The sequence below is a fragment of the Pantoea sp. GCM10028869 genome (assembly GCF_042666835.1).
Taxonomy (GTDB): Bacteria; Pseudomonadota; Gammaproteobacteria; order Enterobacterales; family Enterobacteriaceae; genus Pantoea; species Pantoea leporis.
Map to the genome: position 1 here is coordinate 472058 of NZ_JBHTGO010000005.1, position 6767 is coordinate 478824.

Genomic DNA, 6767 nt, shown 5'->3' on the forward strand with positions numbered 1-6767 from the left:
GCTGGAGGCGTTTTAGCGTTACTTGTTGAGTGCTTTCACCAGGAAGTCGACGATGTCATGTTGCTTAATCATCTGCTTCTCGCTGGCGGTACGCGCCTTGTACTCAATCTCTTCGTTATCGAGATTACGATCGCCAATTACGATGGTGTGCGGCACGCCAATCAGCTCCATATCCGCGAACATCACGCCCGGACGCTCTTTACGGTCATCCAGAATCACGTCAATGCCTTTGGCACGCAGCGTGTTGTACAGCTCTTCAGCCAACTGCTGCACACGGAAAGATTTGTGCATATTCATTGGCAGAATGGCCACTTCAAACGGTGCCAATGCCGCAGGCCAGATGATGCCACGTTCGTCGTTGTTCTGCTCAATTGCCGCCGCCACAACGCGCGTAATACCGATGCCGTAACAGCCCATGGTCATCACTTGGTTACGACCATCTTCGCCCTGTACCGCTGCTTTCATCGCTTCGGAGTACTTGGTACCCAGCTGGAAGATGTGGCCCACTTCGATACCGCGTTTAATCAGCAGCGTACCTTTGCCGTCTGGGCTTGGATCGCCTTCCACCACGTTACGGATATCTTCCACGCGCGGTTCTGGCAGATCGCGGCCCCAGTTGATGCCGCTCAGGTGTTTGCCATCAATGTTGGCACCCGCGCAGAAGTCAGCTGTTTTTGCCACAGTACGATCGGCGATCACTGGCATGGTCAAACCGACCGGGCCGAGCGAGCCTGGACCGGCACCCAGCAGCGCGCGAATCTGTTCTTCGCTCGCCATCTCCAGCGGTTCAGCGACGATATCCAGCTTCTCCGCTTTAATTTCGTTCAGCTGATGATCGCCGCGCAGCAGCAGGGCAACCAGCGTGTGGCCGCTCTCTTCGGTGGCTTTGACGAACAGCGTCTTAACGGTTTTCTCAATCGGCAACTGATGTTGCTCAACCAGCTCGGCGATAGTTTTGGCGTTTGGCGTATCGAACTGCGTCATGGCTTCTGTGGCCTGCGGACGCTCGCCAGCCGGCGCTAAGGCTTCGGCTTTCTCAATGTTGGCCGCGTAATCAGATTCGCTGGAGAAGATCACGTCATCTTCACCGCTCAGCGCCAGCACCTGGAATTCATGTGATGCGCTGCCGCCGATAGAACCGGTGTCAGCTTGTACGGCGCGGAAATCCAGGCCCATACGGCTGAAGCTCTGGCTGTAGGCGCGGTACATCGCGTCGTAGGTTTCCTGCAGCGATTCCTGCGTGGTGTGGAACGAGTAAGCATCTTTCATGATGAACTCGCGTGAACGCATCACACCAAAACGCGGGCGCACTTCATCGCGGAATTTGGTCTGGATCTGATACAGATTGAGCGGCAGCTGTTTATAAGAGCTCAGCTCGTTGCGGATCAAATCGGTAACCACTTCTTCGTGGGTTGGACCCAGCACGAAGGGACGTTCGTGACGATCTTTAATGCGCAGTAGTTCCGGGCCGTATTGCTCCCAACGGCCGCTCTCTTCCCACAGATCGGCAGGCTGAACCACCGGCATGGAGATCTCAATCGCACCGGCGTTGTTCATCTCTTCACGCACGATGTTTTCAACTTTTCGCAGCACGCGAATCCCGGTCGGCAACCAGGTGTAGAGACCGGAAGCCAGTTTGCGGATCATGCCGGCGCGCAGCATCAGCTGGTGGCTGATCACTTCTGCATCGGAAGGTGTCTCCTTCAGAGTGGAGAGCAGATATTGAGTAGTACGCATTGATTACGATTCCAGTTATACGGAAGGAAACTGACAAAATTTTTCTGGCGGCTAGTGTACCAGCGAGATCAATCACTCAAAAGCGGGTTTTAACGGGGATCGAGGGCGATCACCTCGGTTCCTGCCTCATCAATGCGCCAGCGCACGTTAAAGTCGAGTAGCCAGGCGGCATATTCACGATCTTCCGTCTCACCTTTACGGTAAGCCGGGCGCGGATCCTGTGCCAGCACTTCGCTAATGAAACGCGCTAGCTGCGGATGGGTTTTCTGCTGCAGCTGAAGCTGGCTCTGCGCCAGCGGCGAAAAGCGCACCGGCATGGTGGCATCAGGCGCCGCCTGCGCAAACCCGGCGCGCGCATCAGGCAGCGCTTCGGCGAACGGCAGATAAGGTTTGATATCCACCACCGGCGTGCCATCGACTAAATCGAGGCTGCCGAGCTGCAAGATCACCTGCTGCTTCTCGCAGCGAATGCCTTTTAACTCAACCAGCGACATGCCGATAGGATTGGGGCGGAAGGTTGAACGGGTGGCAAACACGCCCATACGCGCATTGCCACCGAGGCGCGGGGGACGCACTGTCGGACGCCAGCCACCTTCCATCGTTTGGTGGAACACAAACAGCACCCACAAATGACTAAACGCTTCCAGCCCGCGCACCGCTTCCGGCTGATTGTAAGGTGGTAGCAGATGCAGCTCGCCGCCGCCATCCTGCACCAGACCGGGCTGGCGCGGGACGGCAAACTTCTCTTTCCACGGCGAACGAATTACGCCGATTTGCGCAAAGGCAAACTCACTCATTGATTTGATACTTTCAGTGCGGAGCCCTGGCAAATGGCCTGGCGATAGCATCCCGGCGTGCTGGTGACAATTTCGCACTTATGCAGCAGGACGGCGTTGGCTTTCATGCCGGCTGCGCGAATCTGCAGGCGCTTGCGCGCGGTGTTGATGTTAGGAGGCGAATCCTGGCTGCTGCTCTGGCAATCTTCAGCAGAGACTTCGCCCAAATCGCGGAACGGGTTGCTGACCAGATCGGTCGCATCGGTGTAGATCTTCACCGGCGCGGGACGTGGAGTCGGTTTACGTTGTGGTTCGCTGGATGCCTGTTGCGGACGAGAAGGAGCACTGCTTATCGGGTGATATTCACGCACACACCCGGTTAGCATCAATGCTAACAAGCAGAGCGGTAAAAAACGCATGGCAACATCCTCAAGTAATAAAAAAGTGGCGTTATTGAAACAAGGACGACAATAAATAACAAGTCAGGTGCAATTTATGGCAAAAGAAAGGGCGGCCGAAGCCGCCCTGCAAGGCATGAAAGGTGAACATTACCAGCCTTTCACTGCGCCGCCGTTGAAGATCTTGCTGGCCGCTTCAGACACTTCGTCTGATTGGTAAGCCTGCACAAACTTCTTCACGTTCTCAGCGTCTTTGTTGTCTTCACGGCTAACAATCAGGTTCACGTAAGGTGAATCTTTGTCTTCCACGAAGATGCCATCTTTCGCTGGCGTCAGACCAATCTGGCTGGCGTACGTGGTGTTGATCACCGCCAGTGCGATCTGCTGGTCGTCAAGTGAACGTGGCAGCTGCGGCGCTTCCAGCTCAACAATCTTCAGCTTTTTCGGGTTCTCAATGATATCCAGTGAGGTTGGCAGCAGGCCAACGCCATCTTTCAGTTTGATCAGGCCGACCTTCTGCAGCAGCAACAGTGAACGTCCCAGGTTGGTTGGATCGTTCGGGATAGCAACCTGTGAACCGTCCTGCAGTTCATCCAGTGATTTGATTTTCTTCGAGTAGCCGGCGATTGGGTAAACGAAGGTGTTCGCCACAATGGCCAGCTTGTAACCGCGATCTTTGATCTGCTGATCCAGATACGGCTTATGCTGGAAGGCGTTAACGTCAATATCACCTTTGCTCAGCGCTTCGTTTGGCAGCACGTAATCGTTAAAGGTCACCAGCTCAACATCGAGGCCATATTTCTCTTTCGCCACTTTAACTGCAGTTTCAGCAACCTGCTGTTCAGCGCCGACAATCACACCCACTTTAATGTGGTTTGGATCTTTTGCTTTCTGATCGCATCCTGCCAGCGCAATTGCGCCAATCAGAGCACCCACAGCGGCAATCTTTTTAAATGTAAAAGACATATCCTTTCCTTAATAGAGGACTATTGATGTTGCTTGCTTACTTATGGGACACAGCACGTACAATGCGGTCGCCACAGAATTGGATTAAATAGACCAGCACAACCAGCAAAACCAGCACGGTGTTCATTACGGTGGCGTTATAGCCAATGTAACCGTATTGATAGCCAATCTGGCCCAAACCGCCTGCGCCAACCGCTCCGCCCATTGCGGAGTAGCCAACCAGCGTAATCAGGGTAATTGTAGCGGCATTCACCAGACCTGGCAGCGCTTCCGGCAGCAGGACTTTACGCACGATCTGCAGCGGCGTGGCGCCCATGGCGCGAGATGCTTCGATCAATCCGGTTGGCAGTTCCAGCAGGGCGTTTTCCACCATACGTGCAATAAACGGCGCGGCGCCGACGGTTAGCGGCACAATCGCGGCTTGCAGGCCAATCGAGGTGCCGACTATGGCGCGGGTGAATGGAATCATCCATACCAGCAGGATAATGAACGGAATCGAACGGAAGATATTCACCAGCGCGGACAGCACGCGATAAAGCGCGTTGTTGGCCAGAATCTGGCCGGGACGCGTCACATACAGCAGCACGCCAATCGGAAGACCGAGGACAAAACCAAAGAAACCAGAGACGAAGGTCATCATCAGCGTTTCCCAGACGCCACGCGTCAGTAACCACATCATCGCTTCAGACATAACCCAACACCTCTACTTTCACATGATTTTCTTTCAGCCAGGCAATCGCGGCTTGTGTATCTGTTTCACTGCCATCCATCTCAGCCAGCATGATGCCGAACTTCACGCCGCCGGCGTAATCCATCTGCGCACTGATGATGTTGTTATTAACGTTAAAGCGGCGAGCCGATTCTGACAGTAGCGGAGCATCCACCGATTTGCCGGTGAACTCGAGACGCAGCAGCGGCACGCTATCAGCTGTTGGCTGTGGCGCCATGCGTTGCTGGTAGTCGTCGGGGATATCCAGATGCAGCGTCGATTGAATGAATTGTTGCGCCAGCGGCGTTTTCGGATGCGAAAACACTTCGCTCACGCTGTCTTTTTCAATTAACTCACCATTGCTGATCACCGCAACCTGATCGCAGATGCGTTTCACCACATCCATTTCATGGGTGATCAATAGAATGGTAATGCCCAGACGACGGTTAATGTCCTTAAGCAGCTCCAGAATCGAACGCGTGGTTGCAGGATCCAGTGCGCTGGTGGCTTCATCACACAGCAGCACCTTAGGATTGCTCGCCAGTGCGCGGGCAATCGCAACACGCTGCTTTTGTCCGCCAGAGAGATTCGCTGGCCAGCTATCATGCTTGTCTGATAATCCCACCAGATCCAGCAATTCGCTAACGCGCTTCTTTATCTGTTCGCGCGAAAGATTGCCTAACTCTAATGGCAGCGCCACGTTACCGGAGACGGTGCGGGAGTTCATCAGATTAAAGTGCTGGAAAATCATGCCAATCTGGCGGCGTGCCAGCGTCAATTGGCCAGAAGAAAGGGTGGTTAATTCCTGGCCATCAACCAGCACGCGTCCGGAGGTTGGGCGCTCCAGCAGATTGACGCAGCGAATCAGGGTACTTTTACCGGCACCGGAGGAACCGATGACGCCATAGATCTGTCCAGCAGGCACGTGCAGGCTGACGTTGGATAGCGCCTGAATGGTGCGTGAGCCTTGCTGGAACACTTTGGTGATATTTTCGAGTTTAATCATTAGTTTATTTATTATCGTGTTGCATAGTCCGTGGTGTATCGGGCTTCACTCAGCAGGGCTGTGCGAAATTTGAATGGATGTTAAGGCATCCAGACGGCTAAATCAATGGAAGTCATTCAAACTGCCATTCTCTCGCTATACGCAATCATGCGATACTTAGCGACACATTTTCAGCAGGAGTTTCTACGTGGCGAACAAAGTCCCGGCTATTTTTCTCGATCGTGATGGCACATTGAATGTTGATCACGGCTATGTTCATGAAATCGATAATTTCGAATTCATTGATGGCACCATCGAAGCGCTACAGGCGTTAAAGAAGATGGGCTATGCGCTGGTACTGGTGACTAACCAGTCGGGCATTGCGCGTGGCATGTTTACCGAAGACCAGTTTATGCAACTCACAGAATGGATGGATTGGTCGCTGGCCGATCGTGATGTTGATTTGGATGGCATCTATTTCTGTCCGCATTTGCCAGATGCCACGGTAGAAGCGTATCGCCAGCAGTGTGATTGCCGTAAGCCGCAGCCGGGCATGTTGCTCTCCGCGCAGCAGCATCTGGATATCGATATGGCTTCTTCTTATATGGTAGGCGACAAAATAGAAGATATGCAGGCGGCGCTAGCAGCGGGTGTGGGTACCAAAGTACTGGTGCGTAGTGGCAAGCCGGTAACGGCAGAAGGGGAAGCAGTGGCGGATTGGGTGATTAACAGTCTGGCAGAGCTGCCAGCGCGTATCAAAAAGGCCTGAAAACGGGCCTTTTGCGCAAATTTCAAGCGAACAGCAAAAAACTTGAAATTTGCACTTGTCAGCTCCGAATAACTCCCTATAATGCGCCACCACTGAGACGGCAAAGCGGCAACGCAGACGGCTCAGCAGGGAGTGAAGAAATTCATCCCGCCGGATGAAAACGCTGAAAAAAGTGTTTGACTCCGAAGGAGAGTAGCGTAGTATACGCCACCTCGCGACAGACGGTTCAGCCGCTGTTCGCAACGCTCTTTAACAATTTATCAGACAATCTGTGTGGGCACTCGCAGGATTGATATCCGCGTCTCCGGACGCAAAAAAATATCAAAGCCTCACGAGTGAACACATAATGAAATTCATTATGACGTTTTACAGATGAGCACCGCTGAACTGGTTTCAGCAAATCAAACTTAAATTGAAGAGTTTGATC

General features: G+C 53.4%; 7 protein-coding genes. 1 reads left to right on the forward strand and 6 read right to left on the reverse strand.

Features of this window, described 5'->3' with window-relative positions:
* Positions 1-18 precede the first annotated feature (18 nt).
* The 6 genes from proS to metN form a co-directional block, all read right to left on the reverse strand.
* Positions 19-1737, reverse strand: coding sequence for a proline--tRNA ligase (proS, locus tag ACFQW4_RS16145; protein WP_110867580.1), 1719 nt, complete (start codon positions 1735-1737; stop codon positions 19-21).
* Positions 1738-1826: 89 nt separating this feature from the next.
* On the reverse strand, positions 1827-2534 hold the full coding sequence (tsaA, locus tag ACFQW4_RS16150; RefSeq protein WP_192235639.1) for a tRNA (N6-threonylcarbamoyladenosine(37)-N6)-methyltransferase TrmO: 708 nt from the start codon (positions 2532-2534) through the stop codon (positions 1827-1829).
* Positions 2531-2932 (reverse strand): Rcs stress response system protein RcsF, encoded by a 402-nt coding sequence (rcsF, locus tag ACFQW4_RS16155; RefSeq protein ID WP_101762030.1) that lies wholly within the window; start codon positions 2930-2932, stop codon positions 2531-2533. Before rcsF ends, tsaA begins: the two co-directional genes overlap by 4 nt.
* A 129-nt stretch (positions 2933-3061) precedes the next feature.
* A complete protein-coding gene (locus ACFQW4_RS16160) occupies positions 3062-3877 on the reverse strand; it encodes a MetQ/NlpA family lipoprotein (protein WP_377726186.1) in 816 nt (271 codons plus the stop codon).
* A gap of 37 nt (positions 3878-3914) precedes the next feature.
* Positions 3915-4568: a methionine ABC transporter permease MetI gene (locus ACFQW4_RS16165; RefSeq protein ID WP_101762028.1), complete on the reverse strand. Its 654-nt coding sequence runs from the start codon at positions 4566-4568 to the stop codon at positions 3915-3917.
* Entirely contained in the window at positions 4561-5592 is a 1032-nt protein-coding gene (metN, locus tag ACFQW4_RS16170) for a methionine ABC transporter ATP-binding protein MetN (protein WP_101762027.1), read from the reverse strand. The genes ACFQW4_RS16165 and metN overlap by 8 nt, the downstream gene beginning before the upstream one ends.
* Before the next feature lie 187 nt (positions 5593-5779).
* Between metN and gmhB the strand changes: the two genes are divergently transcribed.
* Positions 5780-6340 (forward strand): D-glycero-beta-D-manno-heptose 1,7-bisphosphate 7-phosphatase, encoded by a 561-nt coding sequence (gmhB, locus tag ACFQW4_RS16175; protein ID WP_192412323.1) that lies wholly within the window; start codon positions 5780-5782, stop codon positions 6338-6340.
* Positions 6341-6767 lie beyond the last annotated feature (427 nt).